Below are 16,069 nucleotides of genomic sequence, written 5' to 3' on the forward strand. Positions count from 1 at the left end.
GGCTCTGGCGTAGACACAATCATCGTCAGTAGCTATCAAAATGAGAGAAGGAAGACAATGACCACTTTGCAAGACTGCCAGGCTCTGGACGCCCAGGACCCGCTGCGCGCGCTGCGCGAACGCTTTGCCCTGCCCCAGGGCATGATCTACCTGGACGGCAATTCCCTGGGCGCCCAGCCCAAGGCCGCCGCCGCGCGCGCGGCCGAAGTGGTGACACAGGAATGGGGCCAGGACCTCATCACCTCCTGGAACAAGGCGGGCTGGATCACGCTGCCCGAGCGCCTTGGCAACCAGTTCGCACCCTGGCTGGGCGTGGGCCAGGGCGAGCTGGTGTTCACCGACACCACCTCCATCAATCTCTACAAGGTGCTGAGCGCTGCTGCACGCATCGCCCGCGAAGATGCGCCCGGCCGCAAAAAGCTGATCAGCGAGCGCAGCAACTTCCCGACCGATCTCTATATCGCCCAGTCCGTCTGCCAGGAATACGGCCTGGAACTGGTGCTGCTCGAACCCGAGGAAATCGCCGGCGCGCTGCAGACCGATGTGGCGATCTCCATGCTCACCCATGTCAACTACCGCACGGGCGCCATGCACGATATGGCAGCCGTCACGGCCGCCGCCCATGCCAAAGGCATTCTCTGCGTCTGGGATCTGTGCCACAGCGCAGGTGCCGTGCCCGTGGACCTCAAGGGCGCCGATGCCGACTTTGCCGTGGGCTGCAGCTACAAATACCTCAACGGCGGCCCCGGCGCGCCGGCCTTTGTCTGGGCGCATCCGCGCCTGATCAACCGTTTCTGGCAACCGCTGTCGGGCTGGTTCGGCCACGCCGAGCCCTTCAAGTTCGTGCCCGACTACCACCCCGCCCAGGGCATACAGCGCTATCTCTGCGGCACCCAGCCCATGATCAGCATGAGCGTGCTGCAGTGCGGTATCGACATCTACACCGAAGCCGAGGCTTTCGGCGGCATGGCCGCGCTGCGCAAGAAATCGCTGGCGCTGACCGATCTGTTCATCCAGCTCGTGGAAGAGCGCTGCCAGGACCATGGCCTGGGTCTGGCGACACCGCGCGAACATGCGGCACGCGGCTCCCAGGTCTGCCTGACCCGGGAAGAAGGCCTGGGCGTGAATGGCCAGGGCAGCGGCGCCTACGCCATTGTCCAGGCACTGATTGCACGCGGCGTGATCGGTGATTTCCGCAAGGGCGACGGCGGCACGGGCAGGCACAAGGACATTCTGCGCTTCGGCTTCACGCCGCTGTATGTGGGCTTTGCCGATGTCTGGAATGCCGTCGAGCATCTGCGCCAGGTGCTGGAATCGGGCGAATGGCAACGACCCGAGTTCAATACCGTACACGCCGTGACCTGAAGCAGGCACCGGGGGCGGGCCGGGCGACCTCCGATCAGGCCCGCGCCCAGCTCCAATTGAGCACGCCCATCAGAGCCACGGCGGCCAGGTCCAGCATCAGCACGCTTTGCTGCACCCAGCGCCGCTGGGCAGCGCCTTGCGCCAGTAGTTGCACCGCCATCTCCACCTTGCCGGGCGAAGCCATGAGCAGCAGCGAGGCACTGACGTTGTGCACGGCCATGAATGGCAGCAGCGGCGCGCCCAGCGCCTGGGCGATCTCGGCCTGCGTGGCCGCGAACATGGCATTGGCCCCGGTATTGGAGCCGGTCACGAAGCCACCCAGCGCTCCCACAAAGGGTGCAGCCAGCAGATACAGCGGCCCGCTGCGGGCCAGCGCTTGCGCCAGTTGCGCGGCCATGCCCGAAACCGCCATCAGCACGCCCAGCACAATGAACAGCGCCGTGACCGGCGCCACCTGCAGCCAGGAGCGCCAGACCTTTGCCAGCGATGGGCGCGCCGGCCGGCCTCGCGTGAAAAAAACCGCTGCCACCAGCAGCCACAGCCCCGGCGAGGCCAGCCCATGCCAGGTAGCGGGCAGTTCCAGGGTGCGCAGCAGCGCTGCGGCCGCCAGCACACCGCCCAGCAGCAGCGCATAGGCGGCCAGCGCACGCCGCCCCGGCGCGCTCAGAGGCGGCTTGTCCGCGTCCGCCCGCGACACGCGCAGGCGCAGCAGATGCCAGCCCACCACCAGCAAGGCACCGAGCGCTCCCGCAGGCGCCGTGCCGGCCAGGGTATTCACCAGAGCCACGGCTGCCGTCAGCAACAGACCCGACAGCAGGCCCTGCAGCAGAGCCGGCCAGCGACGGCCCGGCGCACTCGCCAGAGCCGCCGCCGCCATGCCGGTGATGACAAACGGAATCACGCTGACCAGGGCCGAAGCCTGACCCAGCTCCTTGAACGGCAGACCCGCCATGGTGGCCGCCACCAGCGTCCCAGGCCCCATGGAGCCCCAGGGCACGGCGCAAAGGCCCAGCAGGCCGATGAGCACCACCTTGCGCGGCGACAGCCCGAAGTGCGCGAGCAGCGGTATGCCTATGGTCACGCCCACGCCAAAGCCGGTGACCGACTCGGCAAACGGCGTGATGCCATGCACCACCAGCAGCACGGCGCCCGTGCCGCTGCCGGCCCTGGCCAGCAGCCAGTCGGCCAGGGCCTTCTGCGCCCCTGACTCGCGCAGCACCTCGGACAGCAGCAGCCCGCCGGCCACGATCAACAGCACTTCCAGCAACACTGGCGCCCAGTGCATGCCGGCGGCCAGCCATGTTGAAGCGGGCTGCGCAAACGCCAGGGCAATCACCAGCAGCGCCACCGCCACGCCCAGCGCTGCGGCATGCAGCGAGCGCCAGCCCGCCAGCAGGACGGCGATGACGGTGGCCACGGGCAAGGCACTGATAAACATGTACATTGCATTTATCCTCGAAAAATAATTTCCTATACGCAAAATTATTTTCTCATGGGAAAATTTTCAACACAAGAACAGACGCCATGACAAGGAGCCAGACTTGAACTCCACCACCGCATCGCAGGCATCGGAGCAGGATGCGCTTTTCGGCGCCGCCGTCCGCGCGCGCCGCGCCCAGCTGGGCATCACACTGGATCAGCTGGCCCAGGCCAGCGGTGTTTCGCCGGGTGCGCTGTCGCGCGTGGAGCGCGGCCTGCTGGCCACCAGCCTGCGCAATGCCATGGCGATTGCGCAGGGCCTGGGCTGCGAGCTGGGCGAGCTGGTGCAAAGCGCGCCCAGCGCTCAAATCACGCGCGCCGGCGAGAATCTGCGCTTTGTCGACGAGGCCAGCGGCGTGGAGCGCCTGGCCCTGGCCAGCCCCAGCGCGGGTGTGAACCTCGTGCATTACCGCTTTCCGCCACATGCGGTCTCCAGCCATTTCGCGGCCCATCGCGCAGGCACACGCGAGGTCTTTCACGTGCTCGAAGGCAGCATCGAAGTCTTCACCGCCCAGGAGCAGGTGCTGCTGCATGCGGGCGACACGGCCACGCTGGTGGTGGACAGCGAGCACCGGCTGGCCAACGCCTCGGGCCAGCCCGCACGCCTGCTGCTGCTGGTGCTGTCGCCGCCGCTCTGAAGCGCTGCCGCCTGTCGCCTCTCAATAGGCGCTGTCGGCCAGCGAGGCCCAGAGGTGCGCGGCCACCAGCGCGCGCCAGGGCTTGAACTGTTCCAGCCAGTCGCTGGCGGCACGCGCATCGGGTTTGTCGCCACCCGTGAGCAAGCCTATGGCCCGGCGCACCGCCACATCGCCGTGCAAGCTGCCGTCGGGCCAGCCATAGCCGCGCAGCAAGGTGTAGTTCACCGTCCACGGCCCGATGCCCTTGACCTCCAACAATTGCGCCGAGGCAGCGGCCACATCCTCCTCGCTCCAGCGCCCGGCGGCGCTGCGGGCGGCCCAGTCGTCCAGCGGCAGCCGGCCTTCGGCAACGGCCTGGGCCACGGCCAGCAGGGTCTGGGCCTTGGCCTGGGAAAAGCCAGCGCCGCGCAGCGCATCCAGCCCCAAGGCCGCCACGCGCTGTGCATCGGGATAGGCGTGCAGGGCCGGCATGTCCCCGCCTTGCGCCAGCAGCTCGCCCGCCAGCGCGATCAGCTTGCGCCGCAGCGAAACGGCCACGGCCACCGTGATCTGCTGGCCGGTGATGGCCCAGGTCAGCGCCTCGAAGGGTGTGGGCGAGCCGGGCACATGCAGGCCGGCCTGGCGCGACAGCAGCGCGCCCAGCTCGGGGTGGTCGCCATGCGCCAACTCCAACTGGTCGGGCGCGTAGATCAGCCCCAGCATGCGTTTCACCATGGCCTGCAACGCGGCCAGGTCTGCCTCGGCCGGCTCTGCGTGCGGCGCATGCAGGTTGGCCTGCACCTGTCCGGTCTGCCATTGCAGCTGCAGCAAGGCGGGACTGCGCTTCCACATGATGGCCTTGTGCAGGCTGTGCGCACCGGCATCGACCCGCTCAGCCAGTTGCTGCTCGTCGCGATCATGGAAATGCACGAATTCATCGAAGCGGTAACGCGCGGGCAGGACAATGGAGACTTCAAGCAGCATGCGGTTTTCTATCACAGGGGCAACGTCGGAGCGTGCCCGCGCTTCATTCATTAAATTCATAGCTGCTATCGCCCATCAATCAACGATTTCAGATAAATATCCATCCAAAAACGCTGATTAGCATGCGATAGCAGCTCTCTTTAAGAGAGCTTGAGTTGGGCCTGCTGGGCCTCGCGCAACAGCAGCGCACGCTTGCGCTCCACACCCCAGCGATAGCCCGAGATGCTGCCATCGTTGCGCAGCACACGGTGACAGGGCACTGCCACTGCAATCGGATTGGCCGCCACCGCGCTGGCCACGGCCCGCGTTGCGCTGGGCTGGCCCAGCTGCCGGGCCAGTTCGCTGTAGCTCACGGTCTGGCCGGCCGGAATGCTCTGCAGCGCCTGCCAGACGCGCTGCTGAAACGCCGTGCCCTGAATATCCAGCGGCAGGGCCAGCCCCAGCCTGGGCTGCTCCATCAGGGCCACCACCTGGGCCACGGTCTGTTCATACTGGGCGTCGGCCCCGATCAGTTGCGCCGCCGCAAAACGCTGCTGCAGATCGTCCACCAGCGCATGGGGATCATCGCCCAGCAGCACGCAGCACACGCCCTTGTCGGTGCTGGCCACCAGCAGGCTGCCCAGCGAGCATTCGGCCAGGGCAAAGCGGATACGCTGGTCCTGGCCGCGCCTGCGATAGGACTGCGGCGCCATGCCCAGCATGGCCGGGGCGTCCTTGTAGAAGCTGCTGCTGGCTTCATAGCCGCTCAGATAGGCCGCATCGGTGACCGACTCGCTGGCCTCCTGCGCCAGCGCGGCACGCACATGCCTGCCGCGATGGGCCTTGGCATAGGCCTTGGGCGTGAGCCCCGTGGCGCGCTTGAAGTTGCGGTGCAACTGCCAGGGACTGAGCCCGAGGCGCTGAGCCAGCTCCTCCAGCCCAGGCATGGGCTCTTCGCTCTCCAGCCAGCGGCAGCACTGGATCATGCGCTCATCTGTTTGCGAATTTGCAGTGGCGGCGAAAGGCAGAGGACTGGGCATGGCGTGAATCTCGGCTGAGTGCGTTTTCTGTCATCGGTCTGTGACTGTCCCGACTTTACGCAAAGCTATGGCAGCTTGCATCCACGTTCTTGCAGGCTTTGTGTGCCCGGATTCGGTTACGCTGCGCGCACTGACCTATCAAAGATGATTTGACCATGACGAATGAATCCTCCGGTTGCCCCCTGCATGGCGGCGCAGCCATCGTCCGCGACGAGAAAGCACAGCTCGACTTCAGCCGTGACATGAGCTATGGCGACTATCTGCATCTGGACCAGATTCTCACGGCCCAGCATCCGCTGTCGCCCGCCCATGACGAGATGCTGTTCATCGTGCAGCACCAGACCAGCGAGCTGTGGATGAAGCTGATGCTGCACGAGGTGCGCGCGGCTACGGCAGCCATTGCCAATGCATCGGGCGAGACCAAGCCCGATGCCTTCAAGATGCTGGCGCGCGTCTCGCGCATCATGGAGCAGCTGGTCAGCGCCTGGACCGTGCTGTCCACCATGACACCGCCTGAGTACTCGGCCATGCGCCCCTATCTGGCCAACTCCAGCGGCTTCCAGAGCTACCAGTACCGCTGCATCGAGTTCGCACTGGGCAACAAGAACGCGGCCATGCTCCAGCCCCACGCCCACCGCAGCGATCTGCTGGCCCAGGTGCAGGCCGCCTACGAATCGCCATCGTTGTACGACGTGGCCCTGCAGCTGCTGGCCCGCGAAGGCATCGCCGTGCCTGCCGACCGCCTGCAGCGCGACTGGACCCAGCCCTATGAGGCCAGCGAGGGCGTGAAACAGGCCTGGATCACCGTCTACCGCGATCCGCACAAGTATTGGGATCTGTACCAGCTGGGAGAAAAGCTGGCCGATATCGAGGATGCCTTCCGCCTCTGGCGCTTCCGCCACCTGACCACGGTGGAGCGCGTCATCGGCTTCAAGCGCGGCACGGGCGGCACCGGCGGCGTGAGCTATCTCAAGAAGATGCTGGACGTGGTGCTGTTCCCCGAGATCTGGAGCCTGCGCACCGAGCTGTAGGCCGGTCATCAAGGCCATCGCCATTCAGGCTGCCCCTGCTGCTCTTTCGTGACAGCGCGGGCAGCCTGAATTCTTTAGGCTCCGTGCAAAACCTAACATCGCAACAAACTGCCCATGCCCTCCGATCACAGCGCCGCCGAGGCTGCGCCGAACACCAGCCCCAAGCCCGACTCTTCCGCCTGGGCCATGCTGGTCTGCCTGCTCACTGGCTTTGCTCTGAGCCAGGCCTTCAGAACCGTCACCTCCATCATCGCCGACGGTCTGCGCACGGACTTCGGCCTGTCCGCGCAGTCGCTGGGATCGTTTGCCGGGCTGTTTGCGCTGTCCTTCGGCGTGGCCCAGCTGCTCATGGGCATAGGCATGGATATCTATGGGCTGCGCCGCACCGTGCTGCTGGCCTTTCCGCTGTCGATTGCGGGCGCCGCGCTGTCCGCACTCGCACCCAGCTATTCCTGGCTGATGCTGGGTCAGCTGCTGATCGGCGTGGGCTGCTCGCCCGCCTTTCTGGCCAGCACCATGTTCATCGCGCGCCACTTTCCGGCCGATAAATTTGCCTACCTCTCGGGCATAGGCCTTGGCCTGGGCGGGCTGGGCCTGCTGTTTACCGGCACACCCATGGCCTGGCTGGTGCAGCACATGGGCTGGCGCGCCGGCTTTGCGCTGCTGGCGGTGCTGAGTGCGCTGTCCTGGCTGCTGATTTTCTTCAAGGTGCACGAGCCCGAGCTTCCTGCGGACTCCCAGCCCAAGCCCGGCTTCATGCAGGCGCTGCAGGGTTTTGGCAGCCTGCTGCTGCTGCCCCATACCTGGGGCATTGTGCTGCTGGGCATGGTCAGCTATGCCTCGTTTCTCACCGTGCGCGGCCTCTGGCTCAGTCCCATGCTGATGGATCGCTACCAGTTTTCATTGGTCACGACCGGCAATGTGGCCCTGGCCTGCTCCGTCATTTCGCTGTTTGTGCCTTCCATGTTCGGCCGGCTGGACCCCGGTCCGGCCAGGCGTCGCCAGCGCATTGCACGCTTTGCGCTGCTCATGGCAGCCGTTTTTGTAGCACTGGCCCTGCTCCACCAATCCGTAGGCAGCGTGCTGCTGCTGCTGGTCATGAGCGTGCTGTCGGGCTACGGCACGCTGATCTATGCCGATGTGCGCTCCTCCTACCCACCGGCCGCGACGGGACGCGCACTGTCCATCTTCACCATGGCCATGTTTCTCGGAGCCGCGCTCATGCAGTGGCTGTCCGGTCTGGTCGCAGGCGTTGCGGAACGCCAGAATGCCGACATCTATCAAGCCGTGATGCTGATGATTGCCGCCATGCTGGGCAGCGGCGTGCTGGCTTACCAGCTCATCAAACCTTCGCCGCTGCTGCACAAGGCCAGCAATTGAAGCTGTCTATCTGCCAGGCAGGCAGCGGCGCAAAAACCATTCCGGTTATGGCAACCGGTTGCTAGAGCGCGCCCTCATAGAGCCAGGGCACATCCATGATGCGCCCGCCCAGGGCGCGCAGCGACAGATCGCGCCCCCAGCGAACAGGCCCTGTCGCATGGAAGATCCGGCCATTGCGCAGCGAGCGTTCCTGCACCCTGGCATTGCGCTGCCAGCGATTCAGCGCATAGCGGCGCAGCCGCAGACTGACATCCAGATCATGCATGGACAGAGCACTCTGCAACTCGGCTGCATCCTCGATGGCCATGCCCGCACCCTGCGCCAGATAGGGACGCATGGGATGGGCCGCATCGCCCAGCAGAGCTACAAGGCCCTGCGCCATCTGGGCCTCTGACGACACCGGCTGCCGGTCGGCCACCGGCCACAAACGCCATTCACCGCCCACATCGGGAACATGTTGAACCAGATCCTGCAGGTAAGCGCATGCGCCCTGAAGATGCTGGAGCAGATCGGGCAGATTGGCCGAGTGATTCCAGCTGTCCAGATCCTCGGGGGCCGGCCCCTGCACAATGACCACCAGATTCTGCAGCTCGCCCCGGCGCACGGGATACTGAATGGCGTGCAATTGCGGCCCCAGCCAGGCCGTGACCTCGCTGGTGCGCAAGCGCTTGGGCAGATTGGCCTGATGCACCAGGGCACGGTAGGCCAGGTGCCCGGTCACACGCGGCGGGCCATCACCCAGCATCTGTGCACGCACGGCACTGCGCACGCCATCAGCGCCGATCAGGGCATCGCCCTCGATGAGCTTGCCGGTACTGGTGCGAATGGTGACCACGCCGTCCTGCTGGCTATAGCTGCTGACGAACTGGTCGAGGTTGAGGTGAGCCTCTGGCAGAGCCTGCAAGGCCTCCAGCAGAATCTGGTGCAGGTCGGCGCGATGAATGGTGAGGTAGCTGGCTCCATAGCGCTGCACCATATCTGCGCCCAGGGGCAATCGCCCCAGCTCTTGTCCCGTCACGGCACTGCAGGCTCGCAAGGACAAAGGACAGGCCACGACCTGCTGCAACGATCGCTGCAGCCCCCATGCCTGAAGACAGCGCACCACATTGGGTCCCAGCTGAATACCGGCTCCGACTTCGGAAAACTGCGCTGCACGCTCGAACAGGCGCACATCCCAGTCAGCCCGCACCGCCGCAATGGCTGCTGCCAGACCGCCAATACCGCCCCCCGCAATCAACACCTGCTTGTTCATGGACTCTTATTGTGCCGCTTAGTCATCAGCATCGAAGAGAACTCTTGTTTGCGCTGCCGCAAACCTTGCAGCCATGAAAAAAGCCCGCCAAGGCGGGCTCTTTCAACGTGCGCAAAAGCAGATCAAATGGCGAACTTTTCGCGATCCTGGTCTGCAATCCACTTTGGTGGCTTGCCGCGGCCGGTCCAGGTCTGACCCGTTGCAGGATCACGATACTTGGGAGCCACCTTGGCGCCAGCATTGGCGGAAGAGCGCGCGCGAGCGGGAGGGAAAACATCTTCAGCAGTCAAGCCGTACTCGGCAATCAGGCCGCGAACCTTGCTCACGGCTTCGGCCAGTTCACGCGAACGGGCTTCGTTGATTTGCTGTTCCAGCTCTTCTCTCTGCTTCAGGAGTTCCTTGTAAGTGCTCATGATTTGCGCTTCTTGGTTGATTAAAGTGGATTCATTATAAATGCCGGAATTTCAAATTCATAATTTTCTGAGTAAGCAAAAACCACAATTCAGAATATTTATAAAATGCAACTACGTGTTAATAAATAGCTATTCAGCCTCCGGAGCTGCCAATATCTTGTCGATACGCTTTCATCCAAATCACTCCAGACCGGGCAAATGGCTGCTGTGGCAGGGAATAACCCGGCCGGCGCTTTATGGTGCCCCCAGCCTTCGCCTGGCAATACTCAAATAGTCAGCCCGGCCTTCAATTCTGAATAGGCACCAGCACCTTGAGCAGTCAGAATCCGTCTTCTCTGCGAGTTGCCCAGGCCTCAGCCTCCTCCAAGGAGCAAAGCTCTCTGGCACTGACTTAGAGCCAACCATGCGATGTCGTGATGCTCTGCTCCGCCCCATATTCCTCGACGACAAACACCCCGCTCCCTGCATTGGCACGCAGTTGATCCAGCCACCTCATCTCGCACCAAGTCTTAGGCAAAAATTTCAAAGCCAGCGCCTGCTCTCCTTGCAAGTCTTGTGATTTCTCAGCGACTACCGGCCTATTGGGCACGCCGATGATGCCTTGCATCTCATCCAGCGGGCTGCGGCATGCAGTAACCAGGATGTCTTCCCAGCTCTCCATCCGGGCAACAACCAGGCACAGGCCTGCAGAACCTGAAGCATCGCCATTTCGCCACCCAGACAATACATATCGGCGCAAAAAAACATTAAATACGTCAAATAAATATCGTCTAAATGAAATACGCTTACGCCGCCTGATGTTCATGCACCTCCATCAAACCCGGCTGACGCCCCTGCTCCAAACCAGCTGCGATTTCTTCCTCGGTCATTGCTGCACAGGCGAACTCACTAATCCGCAGCAAAGTCAATATGACATGCGTTGAAAATGACAACAAACGCACAAAGGACTTTGCGATAGATGCAACCCAGGCCATGGAGCGCCTTGCCATGCCGAAACCAGCTCTGAATAGGGCTGCCCGATACGCTTTTGAGCCAGCTCTCCAAAGATAATCGTTATAAATGTAATAGCAGTTACGACGATAGTCGTTGCCGAAATGGTTGCTCTCTTTTCCGATATTCCCGGAGATATCAGCCAAACGGCCAATCCATCGCTGACCGCAACCCCACCCCAATACCGCTGAGCGTCCGATGGAGGTAATTCCAAGCTGCACGAAAGACAGAAACTGCGTGGACTCTCAAGCAACTCCAGCACAGCTTGGGCGTCCTGCTCACGAACTTTGCCAAAGCTGGCAATCCTGCCCTGCAATCGGAAGGCCAATGCCAGTTTCGACATTACAAACACCCCGTTAAGCAGTGTCAGCAATGCAAACAGCAGAAAATCCCTGACTCGTCCACCAGAAAGAAGACCATGGCACTTTACTGTATCGGGGACATCCAGGGCTGCGATGACGCTTTCGAGCGCTTATTGCAAACCGTGGATTTTTCCGCAAGTCGGGACACACTTTACGTGCTCGGCGACCTTGTCAATCGCGGCCCCAAATCCGCCGAGGTATTGCGCCGCTGCATGCAGGGCGGCGATGCCATTCGCCCTCTGCTCGGCAATCACGACCTGCACCTGCTGGCCGCAGCCCGGGGGCTTCGCCGTCAAAGCAAGCGCGACACTCTGGCCCAGGTTCTGAGCGCACCCGATTGCGATGCCCTGCTGCACTGGCTGCGCCAGCAGCCTCTGGCTCGCCTGCACACCAATGCGCTGGGTGAGAACCTTCTCATGGTGCATGCCGGCGTGCTTCCTCAATGGAATGTGCAGGATGCCGTGGCCTTGAGCACCGAAGTTCAGGCCGTGCTCCAGCATGCCGACCATGGGCGTTTTTTGCAGAATATGTATGGCAACCAGCCCGATCGCTGGTCCACCGACCTGCAAGGCGATGACCGGCTGCGCTGCATCGTCAACGCCTTTACCCGCCTGCGTTTTTGCAGTGCCGACGGCGTCATGGATTTTGAGAGCGCGGAATCCGCCGATCACGCACCCGAAGGACTGATGCCCTGGTTCGATGTGCCGGGCCGGCTCACTGCCGATACACCCATGGCTGTTGGGCACTGGTCCACGCTGGGCCATGTCAACCGGACCGATCTGATGGCCATGGACACCGGTTGCGTCTGGGGAGGCTGCCTCAGCATGATGAGAATCGGGGAGCGCATGAACGAACGAGAGCTGATACAGCTGCAGTGCCCACAGGCTCAGGTGCCTGGCAGCAAGGGCTGATGCTTCAAAAAAGAAACGCCTGCATCCGCAGGCGTTTCTTGTGGCGCGATGACCCCGTGTTCAGGAAGCCACGACGGGAGCCTTGAACAAAGCGGCAATCTTGCGCTTGGGCTTGATGCTTGTGCTCTTGACCGGGGCTGCATGCTTGCTGTCCCAGGATGCGGTCTCGCTGACGCTGCTGGCCTCATAGGGCTTGTCAAAGAACGGATCCAGATTGACAGGACGCTGGGCCATGCGCGATGGACGATGCGCATGACCACCACGCGATGCTGCATCGAATTCGCGCTCGCGACGCGGACGATACTCCTCGTCGCTGCGGCTGCGGCGTGCGGGACGGAAATCCAGCATGGGCGCGGGCTCGACTTCGATCTTCTTCTTGGTGAGCTTTTCGATGTCGGCCACATTGCGGCTGTCATGATCGGTCACCAGAGTCACTGCCAGGCCCGATGCGCCGGCTCGGCCGGTACGGCCGATGCGGTGCACATAGTCTTCCGCATTGAAAGGCACGTCGTAGTTGAAGACTGCGGGCACGTCCTTGATGTCCAGACCTCGCGCGGCCACATCGGTACAGACCAGCAGATCCACCTCGCCGGCTTTGAAGGCTTCCAGCGCCTTCAGGCGCTCGTCCTGGCTCTTGTCTCCATGCAGTGCGGCGGCACGCAGACCGTCACGCTCCAGGGCACGCGTCAGACGCGCACAACCCAGCTTGCTGTTGGAGAAGATGAAGGCCTGGCGAATGTCGCGCTCCTTGAGCACGGAACGAATCGCGTAACGCTTGTCGTCATCCGTGACCTTGTAGAAGCGCTGCTCCACGGTGGATGCAGTCTCGTTGGGACGAGCCACCTCGATGGTCACAGGATCCTGCAGATAGCTGCCGGCCAGACGCTTGATCTCGGGCGAGAACGTGGCCGAGAACAGCAGCGTGGTGCGGCTCTTGGGCAGATAGGAGAGGATGCGCTGCAAATCGGGCAGAAAGCCGATATCCAGCATGCGGTCGGCCTCGTCCAGCACCACATACTCCACCTGATTGAGCACCACATTCTTGGCCTCGATGTGGTCCAGCAGACGACCGGGCGTGGCCACCAGCACCTCGACGCCTTTTTTCAGCTCGATGGTCTGGGGCTTCATATCCATGCCACCAAACACCACGGTGCTGCGCAGCTTGGTGTACTTGGCGTACAGGGCAATCTGTTGTGCCACCTGGTCGGCCAGCTCACGCGTGGGCAGCAGCACCAGGGCACGCACCGGATGGCGGGCAGGCGATGCCGAGGCGTTTTCATGGCGCATCAGGCGCTGCAGCAGGGGCAGGGAGAAAGCCGCCGTCTTGCCTGTGCCGGTCTGGGCTGCGCCCATGACGTCCTTGCCGGTCAATACCACCGGAATGGCCTGCGCCTGAATCGGAGTCATGGACTCATAGCCCATGTCGGCCACTGCGCGTGCCAGGGGCTCAGCCAAGTGAAGATTGGAGAAAGAGCTTGTCATTGAGGGCGTTATTGTCGCACCGAGTGGGTTTTTCGCGTTGGCTTTGTGATTTTCTGCAGATGAAAAGCCTTCGCCCCCTCTGTTTTCACGCGTAAAAAGCCTTGCCAATATCCCGTGCAATCTATCGGGATAACCCGGATTTTCACATTCTGCCGCCCCAAAAACAAAGGCGTGTGACAGTGCACACGCCTGGTTCAGGCCAGCTTGTGGCTCAAAGCGACTGAGCTGCGAAGGTATCGCAGGCCTTGACGCTGCCGCTCTTGTAGCCCTGGGTGAACCAGCGCACACGCTGGGCGCTGGAGCCATGGGTAAAGCTGTCGGGACGCACCGTGCCCGTGGCTTCGCGCTGCAGCTTGTCGTCGCCGATCTGCTGTGCGGCATTCATCGCCGACTCGATATCGCCCTGCTCCAGCCAGCTCTTGGCCTGCTGCGACTTGTTGGCCCAGATGCCGGCCAGGCAGTCGGCCTGCAGCTCCAGGCGCACGGACATGGCATTTTGCTCCCGTTCGCTGACACGGCCACGCATGCTGTCCACCTTGCCCGAGATGCCGAGCAGGTTCTGCACATGGTGGCCCACTTCATGGGCAACCACATAAGCGCGCGCAAATTCGCCGGGAGCACCAAGCTGGCGGCTCATGGTGTTGAAGAAGTCCATGTCCAGATAGACCTTGTAGTCACCCGGGCAGTAAAACGGCCCCATGGCTGACTGTCCCGTGCCGCAAGCCGTGCGCGTCACGCCGGTGAACAGCACCAGCTTGGGGTTCTGATACTGAGCACCGCCCTCACGGAAGATCTGGGTCCAGACATCCTCGGTTGAAGCCAGCACCGTGGAGACAAACTTGGCCCCCTGGTCATCGCCAGCCGGGCGATGCGCTGGAGCCTGCTGCACCTGGGGCGAGCCACCACCGGAGAGAACGCCAATCGTGGTCAGCGGGTTGATGCCGAACACGCCCCAGCCAATCAGCGCCAGCACCACGGTGCCGATGCCGATGCTGCGACCACCAATGGGAAAACCACCGCCACCACCACCACCGTCTCCACGGCGATCCTCGACGTTGTCCGACTCGCGGTTACCTTCCCATCTCATGGTGCTTACTCCTTAGCTGTGTTGCACGCGGCCTGCGCCGGGTGGCGATATTAAGGGCTGCGGCTCCGAATGCAGGTATCAAGCTGTGCTTTTGCCACCTCAGTCAAGCTGCAGCGCAGCATTGTTGACGTTTGGCCTGGTGTTCAGCGGCCGGCAGTCAAGGGCACGCCCGGCGCGCCAGGCATCGACTGAGGCTGGTTGCGGGCTACCTGTTCCTCCACCACATCGACCATACTCAGAAACAGAAAGGCCACTGCCAGCAGGCCCACCACCGCCAGGGCCGCCGATACCCAGAGCTTGGCCGAAGAGGATTTGCGCGGTGCTGCCGCCTGCTGCTGGGTCGGCTCATAGCTTGCAGCCGAGCCGCCATCCCGCCAGACAGGCTCTACATGACCACGGCTGGAAGGCGCTTGTGTCCAGGTAGGGTCCTTGCGTTGCCCGGAGCGGGGAGAAAAGCCAAACATGTGTACGACAGAATCGATGGATAAGACAGTGGCTATTGTGCGCGCTGGCAGCCTTCGCCAGAAGCGTTCGTGCAGCGAGATTCTGTCGGTCAACACCGGGCCGGGCTTGCAATTCTGTAAGCTCAGAAGCTTGTCCGCTGCCCCCATACGACTGCCCATGAATGCCCAGACCCAGCCCTCGACAGCGTCTCTGGACGCCCGCGCCACTGCCGCACTGCTGCCATGGTCCGCCCTGGCCGATGAGATCGAAGCACTTTTGCGCCAGCTGCAAAACAGTTGTAGTGTCTCGGTTCCGCCACGCATCGTCATGCCGACGGCTGCGGGCAATTGCCTGTTCTGCATGCCGGCCACCGATGGCCAGGTGGTCATGACCAAGCTCATCAGTTTCACGCCAGGCAATGCCCGGATGGGCAGACCTACCATTCAGGGCGATATCGTGGTTTTTGATGCAGCGACCGGAGTGCGTCAACTGATTCTGGACGGCCCCACCGTCACGGCCAGACGCACCGCAGCCGTATCGCTGCTGGCAGCGCGCCGCCTGGCCCCCAGGCCTCAAGGCGCCCTGCTCATCGTCGGCGCCGGCGTGCAGGGCAGCGCCCATCTGCAGGCTTTTGCCCAGGGCCTTGGCACGCAGGAGGTCTGGATTCACTCGCGCAGTGCCAGCAGCGCGCAGCGGCTTGCAGACGAGGCCCGCGACCTGGGTCTGCATGCGCGCATCACCGACGACCTGGAGGAAGCCGCCCGGCACTGCCCGCTGATCGTGACCTGCACGCCCGCGCAGGCCGTGGTGCTGCATGAGGCGGCAAGACCCGATGCCTTTGTCTGCGCTGTCGGCGCCTTCACGCCGCAAATGGTGGAACTGGATCCCGAGTTGTGCCGGCGCTTTCTGCACCAGGGCCAGATCGTCGTAGACACCGCCGATGCTGCGCACGAGGCCGGCGACCTGCTGCAGGCCGGCATCGAGGTCGACACCCTGCCCACGCTGGCCGCCGTGGTGCATCAGGACTGGTCGCGCTCCACGAAGCCTGTACTCTTCAAATCCTGCGGCTGGGGCGGCTGGGATCTGGCCGCCACCCGCCTGGCCCTGCGCCAGCACCTGCTCAGGCAACCCACCTGAGCATCTTCCATTTGCTCATTTTTCAGAAGCATCAAGTCATTGCTGAATAAGCGATCCATCCATACTCTGGATTGTCTTCCCAAGCACTGACTGCGCTGAAAAGCAACGCCATCCAG

General features: G+C 63.0%; 16 protein-coding genes. 6 read left to right on the plus strand and 10 right to left on the minus strand.

Annotated features, from left to right (window positions below; translation table 11 throughout):
* Positions 1-57 precede the first annotated feature (57 nt).
* Positions 58-1,365, plus strand: coding sequence for a kynureninase (gene kynU, locus CSE6_RS15880; protein WP_059440950.1), 1,308 nt, complete (start codon positions 58-60; stop codon positions 1,363-1,365).
* Between the two features lie 34 nt (positions 1,366-1,399).
* Here the strand turns inward: kynU and CSE6_RS15885 are convergent, their stop codons facing one another.
* Entirely contained in the window at positions 1,400-2,809 is a 1,410-nt protein-coding gene (locus CSE6_RS15885; protein WP_059440951.1) for an SLC13 family permease, read from the minus strand.
* Between the two features lie 97 nt (positions 2,810-2,906).
* On the opposite strand from CSE6_RS15885, the gene CSE6_RS15890 reads away from it, so the two are divergent.
* Positions 2,907-3,482, plus strand: coding sequence for a helix-turn-helix domain-containing protein (locus tag CSE6_RS15890; RefSeq protein WP_003052541.1), 576 nt, complete (start codon positions 2,907-2,909; stop codon positions 3,480-3,482).
* A 21-nt stretch (positions 3,483-3,503) separates the two neighbouring features.
* On the opposite strand, the gene CSE6_RS15895 is transcribed toward CSE6_RS15890, so the two are convergent.
* Together CSE6_RS15895 and CSE6_RS15900 are read right to left on the minus strand one after the other, a co-directional pair.
* The gene (locus CSE6_RS15895; protein ID WP_059440952.1) at positions 3,504-4,496 is read right to left on the minus strand and encodes a DNA-3-methyladenine glycosylase; all 993 of its coding nucleotides are present in this window, start codon (positions 4,494-4,496) and stop codon (positions 3,504-3,506) included.
* An 89-nt stretch (positions 4,497-4,585) separates the two neighbouring features.
* A complete protein-coding gene (locus CSE6_RS15900) occupies positions 4,586-5,464 on the minus strand; it encodes a methylated-DNA--[protein]-cysteine S-methyltransferase (RefSeq protein ID WP_052088300.1) in 879 nt (292 codons plus the stop codon).
* Between the two features lie 155 nt (positions 5,465-5,619).
* Here CSE6_RS15900 and kynA point away from each other — a divergent pair, with 155 nt between their 5' ends.
* On the plus strand, positions 5,620-6,495 hold the full coding sequence (kynA, locus tag CSE6_RS15905; protein WP_003067178.1) for a tryptophan 2,3-dioxygenase: 876 nt from the start codon (positions 5,620-5,622) through the stop codon (positions 6,493-6,495).
* A gap of 114 nt (positions 6,496-6,609) precedes the next feature.
* The gene (locus tag CSE6_RS15910) at positions 6,610-7,875 is read left to right on the plus strand and encodes an MFS transporter (RefSeq protein WP_059440953.1); all 1,266 of its coding nucleotides are present in this window, start codon (positions 6,610-6,612) and stop codon (positions 7,873-7,875) included.
* A 61-nt stretch (positions 7,876-7,936) separates the two neighbouring features.
* Here the strand turns inward: CSE6_RS15910 and CSE6_RS15915 are convergent, their stop codons facing one another.
* The 4 genes from CSE6_RS15915 to CSE6_RS26505 all read right to left on the minus strand — a co-directional run bounded on the left by CSE6_RS15915 (position 7,937) and on the right by CSE6_RS26505 (position 10,676).
* On the minus strand, positions 7,937-9,127 hold the full coding sequence (locus CSE6_RS15915) for an FAD-dependent monooxygenase (RefSeq protein WP_034353607.1): 1,191 nt from the start codon (positions 9,125-9,127) through the stop codon (positions 7,937-7,939).
* A 122-nt stretch (positions 9,128-9,249) separates the two neighbouring features.
* Positions 9,250-9,540 carry an H-NS family nucleoid-associated regulatory protein gene (locus tag CSE6_RS15920; protein WP_003052529.1) on the minus strand — a complete coding sequence of 97 codons (291 nt, stop codon included), beginning with the start codon at positions 9,538-9,540 and terminating at the stop codon, positions 9,250-9,252.
* Between the two features lie 391 nt (positions 9,541-9,931).
* Positions 9,932-10,345, minus strand: coding sequence for a hypothetical protein (locus CSE6_RS15925; protein ID WP_238585721.1), 414 nt, complete (start codon positions 10,343-10,345; stop codon positions 9,932-9,934).
* Positions 10,326-10,676: a hypothetical protein gene (locus tag CSE6_RS26505; protein ID WP_238585722.1), complete on the minus strand. Its 351-nt coding sequence runs from the start codon at positions 10,674-10,676 to the stop codon at positions 10,326-10,328. The genes CSE6_RS15925 and CSE6_RS26505 overlap by 20 nt, the downstream gene beginning before the upstream one ends.
* A 272-nt stretch (positions 10,677-10,948) precedes the next feature.
* On the opposite strand from CSE6_RS26505, the gene CSE6_RS15935 reads away from it, so the two are divergent.
* Positions 10,949-11,803, plus strand: a complete 855-nt coding sequence (locus tag CSE6_RS15935; protein WP_059440954.1) for a symmetrical bis(5'-nucleosyl)-tetraphosphatase — start codon at positions 10,949-10,951, stop codon at positions 11,801-11,803.
* 60 nt (positions 11,804-11,863) lie between these two features.
* Here the strand turns inward: CSE6_RS15935 and CSE6_RS15940 are convergent, their stop codons facing one another.
* The 3 genes from CSE6_RS15940 to CSE6_RS15950 form a co-directional block, all read right to left on the minus strand.
* Complete coding sequence (locus CSE6_RS15940; RefSeq protein ID WP_059440955.1) at positions 11,864-13,285, minus strand: DEAD/DEAH box helicase; 1,422 nt, start codon at positions 13,283-13,285, stop codon at positions 11,864-11,866.
* Positions 13,286-13,496: 211 nt separating this feature from the next.
* A complete protein-coding gene (locus CSE6_RS15945; RefSeq protein WP_034353614.1) occupies positions 13,497-14,372 on the minus strand; it encodes a neutral zinc metallopeptidase in 876 nt (291 codons plus the stop codon).
* A 143-nt stretch (positions 14,373-14,515) separates the two neighbouring features.
* Positions 14,516-14,836 (minus strand): hypothetical protein, encoded by a 321-nt coding sequence (locus tag CSE6_RS15950; protein ID WP_059440956.1) that lies wholly within the window; start codon positions 14,834-14,836, stop codon positions 14,516-14,518.
* A gap of 157 nt (positions 14,837-14,993) precedes the next feature.
* Between CSE6_RS15950 and CSE6_RS15955 the strand changes: the two genes are divergently transcribed.
* Positions 14,994-15,953, plus strand: coding sequence for a delta(1)-pyrroline-2-carboxylate reductase family protein (locus CSE6_RS15955; protein ID WP_034380508.1), 960 nt, complete (start codon positions 14,994-14,996; stop codon positions 15,951-15,953).
* Positions 15,954-16,069: the final 116 nt, after the last annotated feature.

This window comes from Comamonas sp. E6 (assembly GCF_001010305.1).
Lineage (GTDB): Bacteria > Pseudomonadota > Gammaproteobacteria > Burkholderiales > Burkholderiaceae_C > Comamonas > Comamonas thiooxydans.

Excerpts from the sequence above, each read along its gene's own strand:
- CSE6_RS15920 (WP_003052529.1), bottom strand. The coding sequence starts at position 9,540 with ATGAGCACTTACAAGGAACTCCTGAAGCAGAGAGAAGAGCTGGAACAG.
- CSE6_RS15935 (WP_059440954.1), top strand. The coding sequence starts at position 10,949 with ATGGCACTTTACTGTATCGGGGACATCCAGGGCTGCGATGACGCTTTC.
- CSE6_RS15945 (WP_034353614.1), bottom strand. The coding sequence starts at position 14,372 with ATGAGATGGGAAGGTAACCGCGAGTCGGACAACGTCGAGGATCGCCGT.
- CSE6_RS15940 (WP_059440955.1), bottom strand. The coding sequence starts at position 13,285 with ATGACAAGCTCTTTCTCCAATCTTCACTTGGCTGAGCCCCTGGCACGC.
- CSE6_RS15915 (WP_034353607.1), bottom strand. The coding sequence starts at position 9,127 with ATGAACAAGCAGGTGTTGATTGCGGGGGGCGGTATTGGCGGTCTGGCA.
- kynU (WP_059440950.1), top strand. The coding sequence starts at position 58 with ATGACCACTTTGCAAGACTGCCAGGCTCTGGACGCCCAGGACCCGCTG.
- CSE6_RS15885 (WP_059440951.1), bottom strand. The coding sequence starts at position 2,809 with ATGTACATGTTTATCAGTGCCTTGCCCGTGGCCACCGTCATCGCCGTC.
- CSE6_RS15900 (WP_052088300.1), bottom strand. The coding sequence starts at position 5,464 with ATGCCCAGTCCTCTGCCTTTCGCCGCCACTGCAAATTCGCAAACAGAT.
- CSE6_RS15910 (WP_059440953.1), top strand. The coding sequence starts at position 6,610 with ATGCCCTCCGATCACAGCGCCGCCGAGGCTGCGCCGAACACCAGCCCC.
- CSE6_RS15950 (WP_059440956.1), bottom strand. The coding sequence starts at position 14,836 with ATGTTTGGCTTTTCTCCCCGCTCCGGGCAACGCAAGGACCCTACCTGG.
- CSE6_RS15925 (WP_238585721.1), bottom strand. The coding sequence starts at position 10,345 with ATGAACATCAGGCGGCGTAAGCGTATTTCATTTAGACGATATTTATTT.
- CSE6_RS15895 (WP_059440952.1), bottom strand. The coding sequence starts at position 4,496 with ATGAATGAAGCGCGGGCACGCTCCGACGTTGCCCCTGTGATAGAAAAC.
- CSE6_RS15955 (WP_034380508.1), top strand. The coding sequence starts at position 14,994 with ATGAATGCCCAGACCCAGCCCTCGACAGCGTCTCTGGACGCCCGCGCC.
- kynA (WP_003067178.1), top strand. The coding sequence starts at position 5,620 with ATGACGAATGAATCCTCCGGTTGCCCCCTGCATGGCGGCGCAGCCATC.